17 protein-coding genes are annotated in these 20,807 nt (G+C 43.7%); 8 read left to right on the plus strand and 9 right to left on the minus strand.

Annotated elements, in window-relative coordinates; translation table 11 throughout:
- Positions 1-13 precede the first annotated feature (13 nt).
- The 3 genes from QZZ41_RS02185 to QZZ41_RS02195 are packed head-to-tail and all read left to right on the plus strand — an operon-like array spanning position 14 to position 3,134.
- Positions 14-985 (plus strand): J domain-containing protein, encoded by a 972-nt coding sequence (locus tag QZZ41_RS02185; RefSeq protein ID WP_295067486.1) that lies wholly within the window; start codon positions 14-16, stop codon positions 983-985.
- 27 nt (positions 986-1,012) lie between these two features.
- Positions 1,013-1,921: a hypothetical protein gene (locus QZZ41_RS02190; RefSeq protein ID WP_295067489.1), complete on the plus strand. Its 909-nt coding sequence runs from the start codon at positions 1,013-1,015 to the stop codon at positions 1,919-1,921.
- 10 nt (positions 1,922-1,931) lie between these two features.
- Entirely contained in the window at positions 1,932-3,134 is a 1,203-nt protein-coding gene (locus QZZ41_RS02195) for an adenylosuccinate synthetase (protein WP_295067492.1), read from the plus strand.
- 62 nt (positions 3,135-3,196) lie between these two features.
- On the opposite strand, the gene QZZ41_RS02200 is transcribed toward QZZ41_RS02195, so the two are convergent.
- Positions 3,197-3,865, minus strand: a complete 669-nt coding sequence (locus tag QZZ41_RS02200) for a zinc ribbon domain-containing protein (protein ID WP_295067495.1) — start codon at positions 3,863-3,865, stop codon at positions 3,197-3,199.
- A 364-nt stretch (positions 3,866-4,229) separates the two neighbouring features.
- Between QZZ41_RS02200 and QZZ41_RS02205 the strand changes: the two genes are divergently transcribed.
- Genes QZZ41_RS02205 through QZZ41_RS02220 form a run of 4 tightly spaced genes read left to right on the plus strand, consistent with a single transcriptional unit; the run spans position 4,230 to position 9,275 of the window.
- Positions 4,230-6,599 carry an ABC transporter permease gene (locus tag QZZ41_RS02205; protein ID WP_295067499.1) on the plus strand — a complete coding sequence of 790 codons (2,370 nt, stop codon included), beginning with the start codon at positions 4,230-4,232 and terminating at the stop codon, positions 6,597-6,599.
- A gap of 16 nt (positions 6,600-6,615) precedes the next feature.
- Positions 6,616-7,377: an ABC transporter ATP-binding protein gene (locus QZZ41_RS02210; protein ID WP_295067502.1), complete on the plus strand. Its 762-nt coding sequence runs from the start codon at positions 6,616-6,618 to the stop codon at positions 7,375-7,377.
- Position 7,378: 1 nt separating this feature from the next.
- Positions 7,379-8,044 (plus strand): response regulator transcription factor, encoded by a 666-nt coding sequence (locus QZZ41_RS02215; protein ID WP_295067505.1) that lies wholly within the window; start codon positions 7,379-7,381, stop codon positions 8,042-8,044.
- A gap of 1 nt (position 8,045) precedes the next feature.
- Positions 8,046-9,275 (plus strand): sensor histidine kinase KdpD, encoded by a 1,230-nt coding sequence (locus tag QZZ41_RS02220; protein ID WP_295067507.1) that lies wholly within the window; start codon positions 8,046-8,048, stop codon positions 9,273-9,275.
- Between the two features lie 47 nt (positions 9,276-9,322).
- Here QZZ41_RS02220 and QZZ41_RS02225 read toward each other — a convergent pair whose 3' ends face one another.
- From QZZ41_RS02225 to QZZ41_RS02255, 7 genes are all read right to left on the minus strand, one after another.
- On the minus strand, positions 9,323-10,804 hold the full coding sequence (locus QZZ41_RS02225; protein WP_295067510.1) for a hypothetical protein: 1,482 nt from the start codon (positions 10,802-10,804) through the stop codon (positions 9,323-9,325).
- A 13-nt stretch (positions 10,805-10,817) separates the two neighbouring features.
- A complete protein-coding gene (locus QZZ41_RS02230) occupies positions 10,818-11,384 on the minus strand; it encodes a sigma-70 family RNA polymerase sigma factor (RefSeq protein ID WP_074715871.1) in 567 nt (188 codons plus the stop codon).
- A gap of 216 nt (positions 11,385-11,600) precedes the next feature.
- Positions 11,601-12,734 carry a CAP domain-containing protein gene (locus tag QZZ41_RS02235; protein ID WP_295067514.1) on the minus strand — a complete coding sequence of 378 codons (1,134 nt, stop codon included), beginning with the start codon at positions 12,732-12,734 and terminating at the stop codon, positions 11,601-11,603.
- Positions 12,735-12,949: 215 nt separating this feature from the next.
- A complete protein-coding gene (locus tag QZZ41_RS02240) occupies positions 12,950-13,399 on the minus strand; it encodes a YbjN domain-containing protein (protein ID WP_295067517.1) in 450 nt (149 codons plus the stop codon).
- Positions 13,400-13,735: 336 nt separating this feature from the next.
- Positions 13,736-14,467 (minus strand): hypothetical protein, encoded by a 732-nt coding sequence (locus tag QZZ41_RS02245; protein ID WP_295067519.1) that lies wholly within the window; start codon positions 14,465-14,467, stop codon positions 13,736-13,738.
- A gap of 139 nt (positions 14,468-14,606) precedes the next feature.
- The gene (locus QZZ41_RS02250; protein ID WP_295067522.1) at positions 14,607-16,499 is read right to left on the minus strand and encodes an ABC transporter ATP-binding protein; all 1,893 of its coding nucleotides are present in this window, start codon (positions 16,497-16,499) and stop codon (positions 14,607-14,609) included.
- Positions 16,499-18,226 (minus strand): ABC transporter ATP-binding protein, encoded by a 1,728-nt coding sequence (locus tag QZZ41_RS02255; RefSeq protein WP_295067525.1) that lies wholly within the window; start codon positions 18,224-18,226, stop codon positions 16,499-16,501. The genes QZZ41_RS02250 and QZZ41_RS02255 overlap by 1 nt, the downstream gene beginning before the upstream one ends.
- Before the next feature lie 129 nt (positions 18,227-18,355).
- On the opposite strand from QZZ41_RS02255, the gene QZZ41_RS02260 reads away from it, so the two are divergent.
- A complete protein-coding gene (locus QZZ41_RS02260) occupies positions 18,356-19,354 on the plus strand; it encodes a CPBP family intramembrane glutamic endopeptidase (protein ID WP_295067527.1) in 999 nt (332 codons plus the stop codon).
- A gap of 254 nt (positions 19,355-19,608) precedes the next feature.
- On the opposite strand, the gene QZZ41_RS02265 is transcribed toward QZZ41_RS02260, so the two are convergent.
- Positions 19,609-20,793 (minus strand): CPBP family intramembrane glutamic endopeptidase, encoded by a 1,185-nt coding sequence (locus tag QZZ41_RS02265; protein ID WP_295067531.1) that lies wholly within the window; start codon positions 20,791-20,793, stop codon positions 19,609-19,611.
- Between the last annotated feature and the right edge of the window lie 14 nt (positions 20,794-20,807).

A 20,807-nucleotide genomic window follows, 5' to 3' on the forward strand; every position in this document is an offset into this window, starting at 1 on the left:
GGAGGGAGTAAATATGGATATATCCGATATTCTGAAATGCAAGTGCTGCTGCGACATATTCCCCGAGGATATAAACCTCGCTCAGCCGCTCTATATGGCACTGATGCTGAAATATCACCCTGACAAGTGCAGCGATCCGCGAGCGTCAGAAGCTTCGGCAGTAATAAATGAGCTGTACGGCAAGCTGAAAAGGTCGTACACCTGTAAGGAAAAGCTGTTCCGCTGCGGAAGTCAGGCTCTCGAGATAAAGTATCTCATGGAAATAAAACAGGAATACGGCGCGGAATACATCGGCGACAGAAATGTTTATCTTTTTATCAGCGATGAATTTACCGACTGCTTCATCAATTCGGAAGCACGGACAGACCTTTTCTTCAAGGAATATCTTCCCCAACAGATACTGGCACAGGCTGAGGTATTTCTGCCGCTGGTATCGCGGATATTCAACACCGATGACGGACTGCTCATAGAGACCTGCAAGCGTACAGGAGAGCTTCCCCTTTCAAGGATAGTGGATTTCTACGGAGGACGCCTCGATCATCGACATGCCGCATGGATGATATCCCGTCTGCTCGGAATATGCTGTTATGCAGAGGCAAAAGGGATAGTCTGGAACTGTCTCACCGAGGAAAATCTCCTTATTGATCCTGCCGAGCATACAGTGAGAGTCGGCGGAGGCTGGTGGTTCGCGGCAAATGAGGGGCACAAGATGACAGGAGTGCAGTCGAGGGTATACGAGTCTTTTTCATCACTTACAAAGACTGACGGTATCGCACGGCATATCAACGATCTTGAGAGCGTAAAGGCTATAGCGAGAAGGCTGCTGCCTGACGAAGCTCCGTCTGCCATAAGGGATTATGCCGAAAGCATATGCAGCAGCTCTGCTTTCGAGGAAATGGAAAAATGGGAAGAGGCAATAATCAAGGGGTACGGTGAAAGAAAATTCACACACATGAATGTCAGACTGCCTGATATTGCAGGCTGAAAATAAAAATACACAGGAGGTAAAAATATGGGACACGGTGCATGGAGCTCAGCAGACTGGAAAAGATATTCGTCTGCAAAGATCACAGGAAAAAAGGTAAATGACATCTACAGAGCGACAAAAATTGATCCGAAATATGATCCGCAAAGGATAAATGTGAGAGAAAGCTGCGATTCGGAGGATCACCCGATAACAACTCCTATTATAATAGGTCTTGATGTTACAGGTTCAATGAGCGACCTGCTCAATGTTACAGCTCAGAAGCTGGGTGAAATGGTAAAGGATATACTTGAACGTCAGCCCGTAGAAGGTCCGCAGATAATGTTCTGCGCCGTGGGCGACTCAAGATGCGACCGTTCACCTTTACAGGCTACGCAGTTCGAGTCTGATATACGTATAGCAAGCCAGCTCACAGACCTATGGTTCGAGAAAGGCGGCGGCGGAAACGGCTTCGAGAGCTATCCGCTGGTATGGTATTTCGCAGCAAACAAGACAAAGACGGACGCATGGGAAAAGCGTCAGAAAAAGGGCGTGATATTCACTCTCGGCGATGACGGCTACCCCGAAAAGCTTCTGAAACAGGAGATAGAGAGAGTATTCGGTGATAATGTAAGGGAGGACATAGATACAGCCGCGCTCCTTTCACAGGTGAGCAGACGTTACGATGTGTTCCACCTTATGGTAATGGACGGACGAAACGAACAGGTGGTAAAGCTGCCGAAATGGCGCAGACTCATGGGTGAAAGGGCAATATCCGTAACTAATGTGAATGCTATCCCCGAGATAATAGTTTCGCTTCTGGAAAGCGTTGCAGGAAGAGATACAGAGGATATCATCAATTCATGGGACGGTGATACACAGCTTGCTGTAAGGGACGCTCTCGGCGGACTACCTGCACGGAAAAGGGGGCTGCTGAGCAGCATAATAAGATTTTGAGGTGATAAATATGAAAAAAGCATATGCGGTCATAGGAGCTAATTTCGGCGATGAAGGAAAAGGACTTATGACAGATCTTTTCTGCCGACTCGGAGACAAGGTGATAAACATAAGAAGCAACGGCGGCGCACAGGCAGGACATACCGTATGCACAGCCGACGGCAAAAGACACGTCTTTTCACACATAGGTTCAGGCTGCTTTGCAGGTGCTGACACATATCTTTCCGAGTATTTTATCCTTAACCCTATGCTTTTTTCAAAAGAGGCAACTGCACTCGGATACTGCATGGGAAATAATTTCATCGACAGCCGATGCATGGTAACTCTCCCCTGCGATATGCTCCTTAATCAGTTCGCAGAGACAGTCCGCGGCAAAAGCCGTCACGGCAGCTGCGGTGTAGGCATATTCGAGACAATAGTCAGAAATCGTGACAGCAGATACGCAATACGGTACAAGGATATGCTCAAAGCCGACAGACAGGCACTGACAGCTATGATAAGCACAATAAATATGAAGTACTGCCCCGAAAGAGCAGCAAAGCTGGGCATCACAGGCAAAGCCAAAAAGGAGCTTATGAATATATTAGCCAATGAAATACTGACCGAAAACTATATCGACGACCTTTACGCTATGGCAAGGCTTAGCCGCGAAGCCGACGAGCAGATCATCGAGGAATATGATACAGCTGTATTTGAGGGCGCACAGGGACTTATGCTGGATCAGGACAGAGAGGATTATTTCCCTAATCTTACTCCCTCAAGCACAGGTATGAAGAATATCCGCGCCATACTTGACAGGCTGGAAAAGCGTGATACTGAGATATGCTACGTTACAAGGTCGTTCTTCACACGCCACGGCGCAGGCAGGTTCGACACGGAATCAACGGATATAGCAGCTTTATTCAGGCTTTTCGACAAGACCAACGCTCCCAATGAGTATCAGGGAAATTTCAGATACGGCTGGTTTGATCTTCCCGAATTCATGGCTTCACTGGCACTTGACAGGAAGTACATTGCAGAGGGTGAAAAAGTATCCATAGCCGTTACTCACCTCGATATGACAGATGATATGATAATTTGTCCCACAGGCAGGCTCATGCCCGAAGATATCTCTTATATGGCTGTCGCAGATAAGCTGTATAAAGTAAGCGGTGAAACTGCCGACGACGTTATATGTCAGGAAGTAATGGAGAAAGCCCTGTCACGCAGATGAACTGCTCTATCGCAAAACAAAAGCCACAGTACATGAAGTACTGTGGCTTTTTTACATATTATTTACAATGAAGAAGATTCGCCGCCGCTGCTTTCGCTTTTGTGTTCCAAAAAGCTTGCCGCAGCCGTAACGATAAACATCAGGATAGATAGTATCAATCCGAATTTGGCATCGATATCTACGTGTTTTGCCATTTCATCAGGAATATCATAGTAGCCTGCGAATGACATTCTGAAAATAAGCAATGCTACAACAGAAACACAGCTTATAATAGCTGCAAGCTTGTTATTCTTCTTTACAAAGAGGAATACAGCTGTTGCGATGCCGCCTGCAAATGCAATCATAAGGAATACATTTGGCTTAGGATCGCTTTCTGCGTTTTCTGCAACCTCGTCATCATCCTTATCAATGCTGAACATAAGGCGGAATCCAGAGTAGCTTTCTTCAACTTTTTCACCCTGATAACTACATGATACAGAAATGAAAGGCAGGAAAAATGCAACCAGTGCGATCAGAACGCATACCTTAGCGATAAGAGCACGGGGCAGTCCTGCTGTCTTTTCAAGAGCAGTATCTGCGAGTCCGCCTGCCATATCCTTTACGGAAGAAGCGTTGAAAGCAGGCTGTGATGATGCTGTCGGTGCAGGAGCAGCTGCTTTAAGGCTGCCGCCGCATGACGGGCAGGTCTCAGAACCGTCAGGTATCTGAGCTCCACAATGTTTACAAAACATACAAAATACCTCCTAAATAAATAATGATAATACATTTTACCATGTTTTTCACCTTCCTGTCAAGAAGTATACACAAAAAAATCTTATTTGCGCAAAAAATGATTGATAATAGTACAAAAAAGCAGTTGTTATTTAAGCATATCCTACAAAAGTATTCACTTCAGCTTTTTCGGCAGCCCAATTCGCAGCCCGATGTTTAAAGTACCCTCGCTGCGGACCTGTGCCTCTTGAATTTATTAAGCATTAATGGTACAATCAGTATATACAAGATGATTAAAACGCGGTTTTTCCGCTGAAATATGCATTTAAGGATTATTTAATATTTCCCGTGCTATGATATAGACACAGAAAGCGAGGGGTAAATATGTATCTGAGAATATTAAAAAAAGACCTTAAAAGAAAAAAGACCATGAACGTCATACTCCTGCTGTTCGTCATTCTTGCGACTATGTTCGCCGCAAGCAGTGTCAACAACATAATGTCAGTAATAAACGGTCTTGACAATTACTTTGAAAAAGCAAACCTGAGTGATCACTTCATCATCAACGTCAACAATAACGGTGACGAGATAGCTGATATGATAGCGCAGAAATCCACAGTCAAGGATTTCCGCAGAGAAGATCAGCTTTTCTTTGATGACAAGGGCGTGACACGAAACGGAAAGAAGCTTATAGAGCAGTCAGGCACTTTCCTTGCTCTTTCAATTGATAACGCGCAGATCAATTACTTCAACAGGGATAATGAGATCATTACAGAAGTAAAAGAGGGAACGGCTTACTTTACAAGCACTCTTGCAAGCAAATCAAACCTTGAGATCGGCGACAAATTCGATGTAAAAATAGGCAATACTCAGCTGACATTCTCATATGCAGGCATTGCAAAGGACGCTTTTCTCGGCTCGGAAATGATGGGAAATTCCCGTATACTCATGAACAGCGGTGATTACGAAAAGCTTGACGCAGACGAAAAGGCTTCCCAAAACAATCAGGCACAGATATTCTACATCAACGGCTATGATAAAAAGGCTCTTGCCTCTGACCTTTCAGACCTGCCAAATGTACAGTTCAACAAAGATCAGACTCTCGTCAGAACTTCATACATCATGAACAGTATCGTAGCAGGACTTCTTCTCATAGTAAGTATCTGCCTGCTGATAGTCTCATTCGTTACTCTGAGATTTACCATAAGCTTCACCATAAACGAGGATTTCCGTGAAATAGGTGTAATGAAGGCTCTCGGACTGAGAAACAATTCCGTCCGCGGTCTGTACCTTGTAAAATACTTTGGTATCGCAGTCATCGGCGCAGCTGTCGGTTTTGTGCTCAGTATACCTTTCGGAAATATGCTCCTTAAAAAGGTAAGCGAAAATATGGTCCTTGAAAACGGCAATTCTATACTTACAGGCATCATATGCAGCCTTTTAGTTATCGCAATAATCCTTCTCTTCTGCTGGAGCTGTACAAAAAGGATAAAGAAGCTCTCACCTATCGACGCAGTAAGAAGCGGTCAGACAGGGGAAAGATTCAAGAAAAAGGGAGTGCTCCGCCTTGAAAAGTCAAAGCTCGGCACTACAGGCTTCCTTGCTGTAAACGATGTATTCAGCAGCCCCAAGCAGTTCTGCATAATGACATCTATCTTCACGGTATGTCTGCTGCTGATAATGAGCCTTGCAAACACAGCAAATACTCTCGGAAGCAAAAAGCTTCTGCCTATGTTATGCGCTACTACAAGTGATGCATATATAACAGATACGGAAATGATATCACGGCTCATGACAGGTGAGACTACATACAGAGAAATGAACTCTGAGATCGAAGAAACGCTTGCCCAGAACGGTATGTCAGGCAAAGTACACTCAGAAGCTCTTATCTTCCCGCTGCTTGAAGCTAACGGCAAAAAAGCAACAGCTGCTTTCATGTACTGCAAGGAAACCAAGGCAGCAGATTACACATACTCCGAGGGATATGCTCCGAAATACGCAAACGAGATAGCTCTCACAAAACAGCTTGCCGACAAGGTCGATGCAGGTATCGGCGACAAGGTAAATATCACTCTTGAAGGTGAAACAAAGGAATATATCGTCTCGGCTTTTTTCCAGAGCATGGTACAGCTGGGCGAAACAGGAAGATTTAACGAAAATGCGGATATCCCCGAAAGTGCTGTAAAAAACGTAATGGGCTTCCAGATAGACTTTGACGACCACCCCGATAATGCAGAGACAGAAAACCGCATCGAAAAGATGAAGAGCGTATTCAACACGAAATATGTTGATGATACCGACGGATTTGTAAGTGCTTGTATCGGCAAAGATGTAACGGATACCTTAAACAGTGTAAAGCTTCTTGTCATCATAATAACTGCAATAATAATCATAATGATATCCGTACTTATGGAGCGTTCGCTCATCTCAAAGGAAAAGTCAGAGATAGCTCTTATGAAGGCTATGGGCTTCAATACACGCTCTTTGATAACTCAGCACACCCTTAGATTTGTCATTGTAGCCGTTGCTGCTTCTGTGATTTCCGCAGCACTGAGCCTGCCTGTGACAAAGCTCTGCATCGACCCTGTGTTCAGTATAATGGGCGCATTGAACGGTGTGGATTACAACCTCAAGCCTGTGGAGATATACGCTGTATATCCGATGATAGTTATTATTTCCACAATAGCAGGAGCTTTCATAACAGCTCTTTACATGAAAACAATTAAAGCTTCGGATACTTCCGATATTGAATAAAAAGGAGATATGAGTTATGAATACAACTATTCTTGATGTAAAGGACCTTTGCAAAACATACATCATAAACAAAAGGCAGAACAATGTTCTGAGAAATGTCAGCTTCCACATTGATAAAGGGGAAATGGTAGCTGTCATGGGACCATCGGGTTCAGGCAAGTCCACCCTGCTCTACACTGTGTCGGGCATGGATAAAATGACCGCAGGAAGCGTAAATTTCTGCGGCAAGGACCTTGCCGAAATGAGCGAGAACGACCTTGCGGAAATGCGCCTTGATGATATGGGATTTATCTTCCAGCAGATGTATATGATGAAAAATCTTTCTATCATCGACAATATTATCCTGCCTGCCGTAAAGTCCAAAAAGAACAAGGAAAACCGCAGAGACATCACAAAGCGCGGCAAGGAGCTCATGCACAAGCTTGGCATAAGCGAGATCGGCGATAACGATATCAACGAGGTATCAGGCGGTCAGCTCCAGAGAGCCTGCATATGCCGCAGCATGATAAACGATCCCGATATGATATTCGCAGACGAGCCCACAGGTGCTCTCAACCGCACCGCCTCAGATGAGGTAATGAACGAGCTCACAAAACTCAACGATAACGGCACTACCGTAATGCTGGTAACTCACGATGCCAAGGTGGCTGCAAAGTGTTCAAGGGTACTTTTCATAGTTGACGGCAACATCAAGGGAGAGTATAATATAAACAGAGCACTCTCGCTTCACGACCGTGAACGCGGTCTCAATAACTGGCTTCAGGAAATGGGTTGGTAAAATGGTAGATATACTTATCGTCGAAGATAATGCAGAGCTTTGCGGTCTGCTGTGCGACTTTCTCCGCAGTGAGGATTATACAGTTAGCACAGCTCATTCCGCTGAAAAAGCCCTGTCCCTGTTTGAAAAATACGGGGCAAGGCTTGTCCTGCTGGATATAATGCTCCCCGGAATGGACGGCTTTGCAGTATGCGAACGTATAAGAGAAAAGGATAATACTCCGATAATCATACTTACTGCAAGGACAGACAAGGAGGACAAGCTCAACGGCATACTCCTCGGGGCTGACGATTATATCGAAAAGCCTTATGATATAGATATCCTTATCGCCAAGATAAAGGGCATTTTCAGGCGCAGGCTCGCTATCGACAAGCTCACTGACGGCGATATCACACTTGACCTTGCGGAAGGCACTGCGGAAAAGGGCGGAGTTCCCATAAATATGACTGCAAAGGAGTTCGAGCTGCTTCATCTGCTCATTGCAAACAAGGGACAGACTCTGCACAAGGACTTCATCTTCAACAGGATATGGGGCGCGGACAGCGAATCCGAACCTCAGACACTGACAGTACACATCAAATGGCTGAGACAAAAGATCGAAGAAGACCCGAAAGAGCCTAAAAAGCTCCTGACCGTATGGGGCAAGGGCTACCGCTGGGAGGGCTGACATGAAAAGCTTCGACAAGATAATAGCTGCTTTTATCCTGCTTATGGCTGCGTTTTTCCTGACAGTGAATATGATACTGCTGAAACAGAATACATCTTCCGTGCCGCTTTATAAAGTCGAAGCCAACCGCATCGAACAGGAGCTTCTCAGCGGAAATCAGGTAAGTGCAGACGACTATCCAAATATAATCGGGATATATGAATTCAGCGGCGACAACAGCTTTTACGTCTCGGATAATGAGTACTTCATCAAGGAGATAAACAACAAGCTGTACCGTATCGAATACATCGACAAGCCCGAAAAAAACAACAGTATGCTCATTGCTGTTGATATAGTTCTGGCAGTTTTCACTCTGCTTATCCTTGCACTGTTTATTTATCTGAGAAGAAAGATAGTAAAGCCCTTCAACGCCATAAGCAGTCTGCCCGAACAGCTTTCAAAGCGAAATCTCGTTATGCCGCTGAAAGAACACAAAAGCAGATTTTTCGGAAAATTCATATGGGGACTTGATATGCTTCGTGAGGAGCTTGAACACTCCCGAAAGAAAAGCCTTGAATACGCCAAGAATGAAAAGACATTCCTGCTCTCGCTGTCACATGATATAAAGACTCCCCTTGCAGCAATAAAGCTATATTCAAAGGCTCTTTCAAAGGGAATATACTCCTCACCCGAAAAACAGCTCGATGCGGCTGAAAGCATCAACGAAAAAGCCAACGAGATCGAAAAGATAGTGACCGAGCTTTCGGCAAATCTCAGCGGCGACTTCATGGACTTTGACGTTCACTGCTCCGAATTCTATCTGGCAGATGTAATAAACAAGATAGACAAGTACTACACCGATAAGCTTTCAGTCATGGGGACTTCTTTCAGCATAGACGAATACAGCAACTGTATACTTCGCGGCGATGCTGACAGGCTTGAAGAGGTATTGCAGAATATTATCGAAAACGCTGTGAAATACGGCGACGGCAGCAGCATCTCTGTCAGCTTCTCAGATGAAGAGGACTGCCGCCTTATTACAATTACAAATACGGGCTGTACTCTTCCCGATAAAGAACTGCCGCATATTTTCGACAGCTTCTGGCGCGGCTCGAATACAGGCTCACAGCAGGGCAGCGGCCTTGGATTGTACATATGCCGCAGACTCATGGAGATCATGGGCGGCAGCATATACGCCGAAATATCCTCAGGCTGTATGAACATAACAGCCGTATGCCCAAAGCAAACATGATATAGTTATATAGGAAAAGCCCCGACTTTAAGTCGGGGCTTTTGATATCAGTTATTGTAATCAGAAAGGTTTTCGCCGTATACAGAATAATTATCTGGTTGAAGATTATTTATTCTCCAGCCATTAACTGAAGGCTCGAACACAAAATCAACTATATCGCAGGCCATATTATTCTCACCCCAAATACCGGGTGCATATGCTCTGAAAGATGTTGATGTAATATCTTTGATGATTATAGGCTTATCAGCGGCTGTATATCCAAGCCAGCCTGCCTGTACAGAAGATGTATTCACATACATATTGCCCTTATAGATAATAAAGTTCTTAAACACAAGTAGATCTTCAAGTGCAACGCCTGTCTCCTCTATATGATCGCCATTTTTGTATGTGTCGCTTATTACTGCGTAGTCATCGTTAAGATATTCCAGCTGTTTTGCTGCCAAACTATCAGAGTAAGTTCTTCTTGCATAGTTTTCAACATCAGCTTTTGAATTGAGTTCAAGACCTTTTCCTGTTATACGTGCATATGTTACATCTCTTACACCGTCCTGAATATTCGGATCTTTAAGATTGAAAGTAATGGTATCATTCATGTTTCTGTACTGTGGGAATCTGAACATGATCTGATAATGTGTATCATAATACTTTTCAATAAGGTCCTTTGCTGTATTCTGGTATGAGATATATTCAGCGTCCTTTGAAGTATCAGCCTTTGAACCGCGTACAAGACGTGATACACCGCCGTTTCCGAGAGATATCCACTCGTTGTCCCGATAATATCCGCCGAAGCTGTAGCTTGAACCATTATAGAAGCTGACAGTCTTGAGGCTTGAGCCGCCGAATTCCTCAACGCCGATCTTCACTGTACCTGTTTCATTTGTACCGTTGTAGCTGTATGTTCCGTCCTCGTTTATAACTACAGTACCCTTTTCGGTTATACTGCCGGGGATAAAATTATACTGCGACTCCTGATACTTCCACTGACCTGCTAAGCCCTTTACCAATTCATCTACAGTACCGCTGCCGTCAGTAACAACAACAGTATCACCGCCCTTGTCGGTAGTTTCAGATGATGAAGCAGTTGTTACAGTAGTTGTGATAGTTGAACCGTTTTTGTCTGTGGATATATTAGTTGTGCCTGATACCTGTGATGTTGTAGCTGTAACAGCAGGTTCAATAACACCTGTATCAATTTTGCCGTTTTTGTCCTTGCGGAACATAGTCATGCTTCCGAGCACGATGCCTGCCACAAGGATAAGTGATGCTGCTGAACAAAGCGGTGCGAGCCATACAGGTCTGCGAACGCGCTCAACGCCTTCAACGACATCGTTTTCGGTCATTTTTATATTATTATCTTTCTCTGTTCTGTCTTTTAATATTTCTTTCTTTTTCACCTTATATTTCTTTTCGCTCAAAGAAAGGATCTTGTTAAGCTGTTCCTCTGTGATCTCGGGACATTTATCAGTAAGTCTTTCCATAGAATCGTCCTCTGCATTTCCGAGTATATCGAATATATTTTTCTCTTTCATTGCTGCTCCTCCTTTACCTTGTAATACCTGCTTCGACCAGCTTGACTTTCAGCTTTGCTATTGCACGGCTGCATCTTGTTCTGACAGAAGCATCTGACATGGATATGGACTCTGCTATCTCTGCCGATTTACGGTTATAGTAGAATTTCTGTATAAGTATAGTTGAATCAGGCTCGCCGAGTTCATCTATCTTATCGAGAAGCACTCTGCGGAGTTCAGAGCGGTCAACGCGCTCGTCAACGCTGAAGTCCGAGACAAGCTCCTGCATATCGTCTTCATCAGCATATACGGTATGATTTATTCTCGATGTAAGGCTTCTGAAACGGTCTATTGCGCTTCTCTTTGCGACTGTACCGATATAACCCTTTATATCACGGTCACAGTCCTCATCAAATTCATATTTAATAAATATAGCTGCAAACACATCGCTCACACACTCTTCTATATCTTCCTTTGTACCGCAGTTTCTGAGTTTATTGAAAACGATCGCATAAACGTATCTTCCGTATTCCTTTACGAGTGCTTTGTGGCACTCTGCGGGAGATCGCTCAAGCATTTGTTTAAGCTCATTGCTTGTCATACTCATTCCTCCTTGATTATTTGTAAGATCGACCTTTCATAATGAACATTCGGACCACCCTGACGAAATGTTACAGTATATAAAAAATTTTTTTCGTACATATGATAATATACCATTTTTTGCAGTTTTGAGCAAGTTCCCGTATAAAATAAAAGCAGCCGATCTCTCAGCTGCTTTTATCATGAACACACTTTTCTATTTTTCCCTCTTCTTTATCTATCCATTTAAAAACATTTCCAGAGTGACAGGTATCGTGTGATACTGACCAAGGATATACTTCCTGAGAACTGCCGCATCAAACACGGTTATCATACCGTCCTGAAGAAGATCGGCACTCTGCATCTGCGCTTCGTTAAACTCGATCTCCTTTGCGATATACTTATTAATAGTAATAAGATCAAAGGAATTTATCTCGCTGTCACCATTGACATCTCCTGAACCTACAGGGACTGTCTCTTGACTTTCGGGTATATACTGACCGTCAAGTGTCTTATCGGTAGCTATGAATATCTGATCCCAGTAATATTTGAATGTACTGTCTTTCTCATAAGCACAGCCAACGCCGATATGTGTATAATCGGGATTCATAATTGCGTGCCAGTGAACAGGTGAACCCTTCCACTGATTGAATGTTTTTTGTGCAGTATCAGAACCGCCTGCTGTATTCTCGCCTGCTCTTGAATAAGGAACAAGCCCTGCATCAATTATAGTGATGAACAGGTCGCCCATGCTGAACTTTATTCCCTCTTCCTTGAGAAACTTAGTAACAGCTTCTTCGTATTTCTTATCAACACTGAATGATTTATTGTCCTCGCTCCATGTCTCAAAGAACTTCTTTTCTGTTAGCTTCTCTGCAAGACCTGTCATAGTCTCAACGCTTGTAAAGCCTGCGCCCTCACAGATAAGGATGCCCTCAACATCGTCCCTTTTCTTGGCATCGACTCTGAAAGACTTTTTATCCTCGCTCCATGTGGGGAAGCACCATTTCTCGTCAAGCTTCTTAGCGATAGCTTCGATCTTCTCTTCGCTGACATCATCAAGAGTGAATTCACATTCGTTTGTCAGGTAGAAAATTCTTCTTCCTGGACGATAGTGGCTGAAATCAAATATCAGCTCTCTTGCACGTTCACGAGCCTTATCATTAAGGTAAGGAACAGCTCTGAGAGGCTTTAAGCCCTCAGCTTGTCTTGCCTCATTAACAAGGATAACTATCTCATCTGCCATTGTATTAAGGTCTTTGTCCTCTACGGCATGAGTTACCCGAGGACGATAAGACATAAAACTAAAGGTCATTAAGACAGACAAAAAAGCGGCGATCGCTTTCAGCGAGATATTTCTGATCTTTCTCATACCAACACCTCCATAAACATATTTTTTCATGCTCATAAACTATAACTATTTCTTTATTATAGTTTAGCACAAGTAAATATAATTTTAAAGAGGTTTTGGTGCAAATTGTCGAATTTCACAACAAAATTCTACGTTTTGTACAATAAAAATAATACAAAACGTAATATCACATTTTGTTTATCCGAAAAATAATTCGTATATTTTCCTATATATCGTTAATTATTTTCGCTATTCTTAATTATTTCAAGAATTTTTCCCATATGCTTGTCTATAGCAAGGATAGAAATGTTGAGATAGTCCTCTATCTGCTTGCGAGGAGACTCTCCTTTAACGATAGCATTTACAAGAACGATAAGCTCTCCGCGCTCGTCAATGAACATCTTGCAGCCGAAGCTCTCAGAGTCTAAATTGAACTCATTCATAGCCTTGTACAGTTCAATACCGGGCTCATTGAAGCGTACCATCTGGCTCAGTGCAAGTGAGAGAGCACTGTTTGCGTCATTTACATGAATGAATACCAATGGTGTTACGCTCTCGTTATTAGGGAGCTTGGTACGAAATCTCATCATATTAGGATCCTGTTCGTTTACCTCAAAAGGAACATTTCTCTCCTTGAGAAGGTCACGGAAATCTTCTGTTATTTTAGAAATTGTATTATTAGCCATTGTTTTTTCCTCCATTTATGGTTGTTTTCGGTGATTTTGCTGTAATTTCATTATACCACACTATATATAATTTGTCAATATTGCTTTACAGAAAAAGCACCCGTCTCCGAGTGCTTTCCCTTTAGGGTGGTTTATATGAAAAATAGAAGCTTTCTTAATGATGTTTTCAGCTCCTTAAAGCTGAACATTTACGGGCTGTCACTGCTCTGTGCAGTGCTCCCTGTTGTCTTTCCATGATGTTATTATATAACCCGGATATGTTTATTCTGTGACAGAAAACTGAATGAAAGGAAAAATCCTCACGGGTAAATCGTGAGGATTTCGGGAAATTATGTGTTATTTGTCGAGTCCTGAGATACTGAATTCCACTTCAACTTTAGTCCATTCATCAAATGCACCTGTATCCACAAGCTGAGCAGAATAGCTTCCGTCGTTGATATCGGAAGGTGAAGTGTTGTCATAATTATTGAAAAGCGCACCCTTATCGCACCTTGAATCGTCAGGAAGTCCGTCATCGCTTATCCATTCATTGAATATATTTGAGCGAAGCTTGCCTGCATCTGTATAAGTGAAGCTCTTCTTTTTGAGTTCAACATCTTTTCCGTCGACTTTTACCTTTTTGATAGTTATTACAGCATCGGGAACTGCTGTCTCGCCGTCCTCTATTATAACAGCGGCATATTCCATTCCCTTTGGCTTATACTCTTTATCGGGATCGCCTGTAGCTCTGTATCTGAAGCCCTTTGTATCCGCATTTACGCTTACCTTATAGTCTCCGTTGCCGTCGATATGGACTACTCCTGCATCAAAGGTGAGCTGATTGTTCTCATCGCTTCCGCCGAGATACTGCATTCTGAACTCCTTATCGGCAATGGCAAGGTATGCATCGCCTGTACCTGCTGTAACTGTATCCTCAAACTGAACGTCTGAAAGGTCATCAGCGACAGCATTTTTATTCTCGGTACTCTCTATATTCTTGCTGGTCTTGACTTTCTCATTACATGAAACAGCTGCTCCGCAAATAATGACCGCAGCGGCACAAACTGCGAATATTCTTCTGATATCCATATCCTGTCCTCTTTCCGAAATCATACTTTTTATGCATAAAATACACTACTATATATAATACACAATAAATGCCGCAGGTTCAAGCTGCTTAATAAACAAACTTTTTTCTGCGGCAAAAAAATGAATTGTGTAAAATAACTTACGACAGCTCAAACATTCCCGTATAGAGCTGGTAATACTTTCCGTGCTGAGCAATAAGCTCGTTGTGGTTTCCTCGCTCGATTATCTTACCGTGTTCGAGAACCATTATAGCATGGGAATTGCGTACTGTGGACAGTCTGTGAGCGATAACGAATACCGTTCTGCCGTCCATAAGAGAGTCCATACCCTTTTCGATAAGAGCCTCTGTACGTGTGTCGATAGAGCTTGTAGCCTCATCGAGGATAAGTACAGGCGGGTCTGCAACTGCGGCACGGGCGATCGCAAGGAGCTGCCTCTGTCCCTGTGAAAGATTTGCACCGTCAGCTGTGAGCATGGTATCATAGCCGTTTTCAAGATGATTTATGAAGCTGTCGGCATTTGCCAGCTTAGCAGCAGCATATACTTCCTCATCGGTGGCATCAAGCTTTCCGTAGCGGATATTCTCCATGACCGTACCTGTGAAAAGGTGTGTATCCTGCAAAACTATTGACTGTGAACGGCGCAGGTCGTCCTTCTTTATCTTGTTGATGTTTATGCCGTCATAGCGTATCTTGCCCTCGGGCACATCGTAAAAGCGGTTGATAAGGTTGATTATGGTAGTCTTTCCTGCTCCCGTAGAACCAACAAAGGCTATCTTCTGTCCCGGCTTTGCATAGAGCGAAATGCCGTTGAGCACCGTCTTATTCGGCTCATAGCCGAACACTACATCATCGAACTCCACGTTACCGCGAACTTCCGTATATGTAATAGTACCGTCAGCCTTGTGAGGGTGTTTCCAAGCCCACCTGCCTGTACGCTTGTCAGTCTCGGTTATATTGCCGTCCTTGGCGATATCGGCATTTACAAGAGTTACATAGCCGTCATCGACCTCGGGCTCTTCGTCTATAACGCGGAAGATACGCTCTGCACCTGCAAGTGCTGTTAGCACGGAGTTGAGCTGCTGAGACACCTGTGTTATAGGCTGTGAGAATGAACGTGTGAACTGCAAATAGGATACTACCGTACCAACAGTCATGCCGCCTATGCCCTTTACAGCCATGATACCGCCTGCAATAGCGGTCATAGCATAGTGTATGTAGGAAAGGTTGTTCATTATCGGCATAATGACATTGGCAAATGTATTTGCATGAGTAGCTGCTTTGCAAAGCTCCTCATTCAGTGCATCGAACTCCTCGGCTGCCTTGTCCTCGTGGCAGAATACCTTTACCACCTTCTGACCGTCTATCATTTCCTCAATATATCCGTTTACTTTTCCAAGTGCTTTCTGCTGTGCAGCAAAGCCCTTGCCGCTTCGTGAGCCCACAAAGCCTATGACCTTGAATATAACGAACAGCACAGCTACTACAAGTATGGTAAGTCTCCAGCTGTATATGAGCATTGCGGTAAACACGCCCACGATAGTTATAGCAGAGCTTATGAACTGAGCGATACTGTTGCTGAGCATCTCGCGGATAGCGTCCGTATCGTTGGTGTAAAGGCTCATGAGCTCGCCGTGAGTATGCTTGTCAAAGAAGCGTATTGGCAGCATCTCCATTTTGCAGAAAAGGTCATTTCTTATTCGCATGAGAGTAGTTGTTGATATCTTCATCATCACACGCTGATAAAACAGCGACGATAACGCGCCCACAGCATATATCACTGCCATGACTGTAAGTAAGCCGATGAATTTTCCGTACTTCCAGTCTCCTGTTTTGAATGCGTCCTCAAGGTTATCAATGATGGGCTTTAACAGGTAGTTTCCTGCTATTCCCGCAAAGGCACTGAAAAATATACCGATGACCACAAATATGAACTGTACTCGGAAGCCGTGCATATAACTGAAAATACGCTTCAATGCAGCAAATGTGTTTTCAGGCTTAGCCATTGGCTTCATTTCTTTCATAGGAGGCATTATTCATCAGCTCCTTTCTGCTGTGAGTCATATACCTCACGGTATATCTCACTTGACTGCATAAGCTCATCATGTGTGCCTATATCGGTTATCCTTCCGCCGTCCATAACGATGATACGGTCAGCATCCATAACTGAGGAAATACGCTGAGCAATTATGATAGTCGTAGTGTCTGCAAGCTTTTCACTGAAAGCCTTGCGGATACTGCTGTCGGTAGCTGTATCAACAGCACTTGTTGAGTCATCAAGAATGATTATCTTAGGCTTTTTCAGAAGCGCACGTGCAATACATAGTCTCTGCTTCTGTCCGCCCGAAACGTTTACGCCGCCCTGTCCGAGGTTGGTGTCGTAGCCGTCGGGGAATCCCATTATGAAATCATGAGCGCAGGCTGATTTGCAGGCCTCGATTATCTCCTCATCAGTTGCATTCTCATTTCCCCAGCGGAGATTGTTTTTGATAGTGCCCGAGAAGAGAACGTTTTTCTGCAATACCATAGCAACCTGGTTTCTCAGGGTTTCAAGAGCGTAGTCCTTTACATCGTGACCGCCTACGATAACTTTTCCCTTTGTTGTGTCGTAAAGACGAGGGATAAGCTGTACCAGCGATGTCTTTGACGAGCCTGTACCGCCGATGATGCCGATAGTTTCGCCTGATTTTATATCAAGGTCTATGTTTTCAAGGGCGAGATTTTCCATATCATCATAATAGCTGAAGCTTACGCCCTCAAAGCGTATCGAGCCGTCCTCAGCTGATACTTCCGAGTTTTCCGGATCCTTTATCGTCGGTTCTTCCGCAAGCACCTCATATATACGCTGGAGCGATGCTCTTGAGATAACGAAGGTGATAAAGAGCATTGATATCATCATAAGTGAAAGGAGTATCTGTCCCACGTACATGATAAAGCTTGAAAGCTCACCTGTACCGATATTTCCGTCAACTGCCATATGTCCGCCGAAGTAGAGTATAGCCGTTATGCTGGCATACATTACAAGCTGCATGATAGGCATATTGAGTATTACCAGCTTTTCCGCAGCAAACTGCGCACGGCGTACACTGTCGGTATTCTCCTCAAAGCTCTTCTTCTCGTATTCCTCACGGGCAAAAGCCTTTACAACGCGGATACCTATGAGGTTTTCCTGTATCTTTCCGTTCATGCCGTCGTACTTTTTCAGCATGATACCGAAGCGCGGATGCGCCTTTGAGATAATAAAGAACACCGCAAAAGCAAGTACAGGTATGGCGAAAAGGAATACCAGCGAAAGCCTTGCGTTCTGCCTTACAGCCATACAGGTAGCACATATGAGCATTATAGGTGAACGGAACGCCATACGAATGAACATCATGAACGCATTCTGTATATTGGTAACATCTGTGGTCAGTCTTGTTGTCAGCGAAGCTGTGGAGAACTTATCCACATTCGCAAAGGAAAAGTCCTGCACCTTTCGAAAAAGCGCGCTCCTGAGATTTTTTGCAAAGCCCATAGCCGCAACCGCGCTGAATCTCGCCGCAAGTGCGCCGAAGCAAAGCGAACAGACAGACATCACGACCATAAGTCCGCCCATTTTTGCAACATATCCTATATCTCCTTTTTTGACACCGTTATCGATTATCAGTGCCATTACCATAGGGATAAGCACCTCCATGAGCACCTCACCGATAATGGTCACAGGCGAGAGAATTGCCTGTTTCTTGTACTTTCCGATGTTTGAAAATATAGTTTTATACATCGGCATTCCCCTTTCTGTTTTGAATTTAGCCTAACTTTCATTATATCATTCCTGCACGACCGTGTCAAATGAGGGGATGGCTTGACAAGTACTGTTTACTATAGTAAAATGGATATTGGAGGTGTTTGAATGTTCGATTACAGACCTAAAATGTTTGACGAAGCGTCAAAGTCTCACGCTTCAAAGAAACTCTCTTCTATACTGCTCACTTTCATAGTGGTATTTTTAGTATTATACCTGCTTGAATCCATTATCCCTTCTGTGATAACCACCAAGCCCATGCTTGAGGAAATGAAAGAAAACGGCTATCTGCAAAACGGGGAGAAATTCAACTTAAAACAATCCATGAAAATAGCCACAAAGGTATTAGCAGTACCGGGAGTAATGATACCTTCCCTTTTATCAACTATCATCGGTACTATCGGTGCGATATTCTACTGCCGATGTGTTGAGATGAGACCTGTCAGCTCAATGGGAGCAAGAAAAAAAGGTCTTATCCCCCACTATCTCACGGGACTCTTTATCGGACTCATAATAATGAGCGCGATAACATTTCTCAGCGTTGCTTTCGGTGCAAACACCATATCGGTATGCAGCAATGTAAATTACAAGCTGCTCCCTCTTTTCCTGCTGGGATTTCTGGTACAGGGCATGAGTGAGGAATTCATCTTCCGCGGATACCTTATGAACTCCATAGGCGGAGGCGGACATCACACAGCTATAGCAGTCGGATTAAGTGCTGTATTCTTCGGACTTGCACACGCCATGAACCCGGGCTTCGGACCTTTGCCATTTATAAATCTTGTACTTTTCGGCGTATTTGCCGCTGTTTATATGATACTATTCGATAATATATGGGGCATAGCCGCTATACATTCCATATGGAACTTTGCACAGGGCAATATCTACGGCATAAGCGTAAGCGGTTTGGATCAGAGCGAGTCTTTACTGAAAACAACTCAGGTATCGGATAAAGCTTTCCTTACAGGCGGAGAATTCGGTATAGAGGGAAGTATATGCACTACTATCGTGCTGCTGGTATGTATCGCATTCTCAGCATATATATTATACAGAAAATCGAAAACTGCTCCGCAAGCCGAAACAGTCTCCGAGGATAATAAAAACTGACCATACTGTAAATTGAAATAGGGAAAAACTTTGTAATACAGCCTTTAGCCCTTAGCCGTTGGCTATTAGCCAATGTGTCGCCTTCGGCGAATAATTTAAATAATGTGAGCGTAAGCGAACTCTTTTGGCTAAGGGTTCATGGCTAACGGCTAATGGCTGAGATAATACTTCATTGATTCAATTATTATCAAGCGCAATGCTTGTATAAAAGTTCAAGCCCCGAGGCATTGCCTCGGGGCTTATTGATTATGTTTTTAAGTGATTGCAATAAGGAACACAAGATATGCAACATTCAGCAGAAATGCAATAACAAATCCAACTGAAGTCTTTGCTATCGCAAAGCCTCTTCTTGTCTGCGCAGGTGTTGATACAGGGAATTTACATTCCTTTCTCAGCAATACGAGCAATGCAAGTCCTGCTATAGCTCCTGCATACATAAGGAGCGTAAATCCTATAACAAGTGCTGTATCGCCTTTCAGCTCGGTAACTATCGTTACCATGGTATTTAAGAAGATATGGACTATTACCGAAGGCACGATAGAATTATGCTTCATGTCGATATGTCCAAGGAACAGACCGAGAAGACACGCCAGTATGAACTGCGGAACATTTCCGTGGGCAAGTCCGAAGAACATAGCCGAAGCGATTATGCCGAAACGCTGATTTGCTTTTGAGAATATCTTCATAAGCGCACCGCGAAAGAATATCTCCTCAGTGATAGGAGCTATAATGCAGCTGTACACAAGCATGACCGCAAAGCCCATGCCTGTTTTTCCGTAATCGCTGTCTATTACGTCTGTAGTGTAGCCGTAATGTGAAAAGATATCCTCTACTCCCGTGGCTAAATATGTAGAAACGATCAGCAGGAAAAGTCCCGTCATACAATATTTGACAACATCGCCGAAACCGAGATCCTTCGTCTGTATCATGAAGGACGGTTTTATTTTTGCCCATTTAAGCCCTAAAAACGCAAAAACTACATTTGCGGTAAGGTATGTCAGCATATTTATCGCAGGAAATATGGAAGTATTATTCATATAATGCGATATCGCTCCTGCGGAAGCATCGGGATTTATCGCACCGAGTATATACTTTATCAGGAATATCAGTCCGTAAACAATAAGGTTCGAGCCGAAGAACTGAAATACCAGCGTAAATCCGCCTATATTGTAAAAACGCCGTATCGCCGACTTTTCGACCTTTGCAGGCTCGAATGATACAGCAAATTCGGGCATCGTTATCCACGGAAGTATCTCAGAATAGTCATCTCTGTACCAGCGGAACTCCGTAGGATTTTTGAAAGGATCATATGCATCGGTCTTTGTGGACTCGAGATACTCCCTTTCCTTAGCCTCAAGCTGCTTCGTAAGATTATATATTTCATGATTAAGGGCTGCGAACTGCGCTCTCTGATCTTGTGTGCCGTCAAATTCAGTCATCGTATCCCTTCCTT

The sequence above is a fragment of the Ruminococcus sp. genome, from assembly GCF_016283395.1.